Origin of the sequence: Pseudomonas sp. CM27 (assembly GCF_013179515.1) — a bacterium.
Lineage (GTDB): Bacteria > Pseudomonadota > Gammaproteobacteria > Pseudomonadales > Pseudomonadaceae > Aquipseudomonas.
In genome coordinates, this window is sequence record NZ_JABMCN010000045.1 from 2372 (window position 1) to 3859 (window position 1488).

Here is a 1488-nt window from a genome sequence, read left to right on the forward strand (position 1 = left end):
GGCGCATGGCGTAGTACGGGCCTTTGCGCAGCGGCGCCAGGCACGGGTTGGGCTTGATGTTGCAGTCGCCGTAGTAGCGGTCGAAGACATTACCACCACGGCCGAAGTCCTCGTCCACCCCGGTGCTGGCGTAGCCGTTGACCTTGGCCACGGTCGCGGCCAGGCCTTGCGGGTCGACGCCGATCTGACCCGCCAGTGCCTCTAGGGTGTCGGCCTTCCAGTACAGGGTATCGCGCCACTCTTTGCGCAGACGGCTGTCGGGCATGACCTGGGCCGGCATCAACGGGCCCATGGCGTAGTTGAAGCGAAAATGCCCGTCGAACACCACCCAGGCCGGCACCGAACGCCCGCCGCTGCGCACGTTGTCGCGGTGCATGGCATCGACGAACTCCAGGTACGGCGCGGCTTCGTTGACGAACCGCAGGCCCTGGCCATTGACCACGATGGCGCCGGGGAAGGCGCGCTCGGCAAAGATGCCACGCGGTTTGTCCTCACCCGGCACGGCGATGGTCGGCGCCCACCAGGCCCAGTCCAGCAGCGCAGTGGCCGCGCCGTGGGCCAGGCCTGCCTGCAGCGCGGCACCGGTGTTGTTGCCCGGTGGTGTGGCACTCCAGGCCATGCGCGTCGGCTTGGGCAGGTATTGCTCACGTAACGCCTGGTTCTGCTCGAAACCACCGGAGGCCAGGATCACCCCATGGCGCGCGCGCAGGTCCAGCAGTTGCCCATCGCGGCAGATGCGCACGCCGCTGACCCGCCCCTGTTCGCTGAGCAGTTCACGGAAGTCGCTGTTCAACCACAGCGGCACATTGCGGTCCATCAGCGAGCGGCGCAGCGAACACACCAGCGAGCTGCCCAGCGCCGCGCGGCGGTCCATGCGGCTTTTGCGGCGCCACTTGAAGTCGAGCTTGTAGCGCAGCATCAGGCGCAGGATCAGCAGGCGCCAGCCGAAGCCTCGGGCCATGGCCTTGTGCGCGTCACGCGCAGTCCAGGCGATGCGCCCCATCAGCAAGGTGGACGGCGACGGCCTGCGCAGGTTGTGCAGCTCGTCGCCAAGCAGGCTGCTGTCGAACAGCTCGGGATCAAGTGTGCGCCCCCCTGCCAGGGCGCCGGGCAGGTGCGGGTAGTAGTCGGGGTACTTGGCGGCTACCGCGTAGCGTACATGGCTACAGCGGGTGAGCGCCTCGATCATCTGCGGAGCGTTGTCCAGGTAGGCTTGCAGGCGGGCCGGGTCGACCTGCTCACCGGCCGCCGCCGCCAGGTAGCGCTCGGCCTGGTCGCGGCTGTCATTGCCGCCCTGGCGGGCGAAGTAGTGGTTGTTGGGGATCCAGATGCCGCCGCCGGAAATCGCCGAGGTACCACCGAACTTGTCGCTTTTTTCCAGCACCAGCACGCTGAACCCCTGGTCGGCCAGGAACACCGCCGAGGTCATCGCACCGGCGCCCGAACCGACCACTATCACGTCGTACTGGGTATGAGACTGATCTTGAG

General features: G+C 67.5%; 1 protein-coding gene. It reads right to left on the minus strand.

Features of this window, described 5'->3' with window-relative positions:
* On the minus strand, nt 1-1488 hold a 1488-nt coding region (locus HP547_RS08035), incomplete at both ends, for an FAD-binding protein (protein ID WP_218583470.1).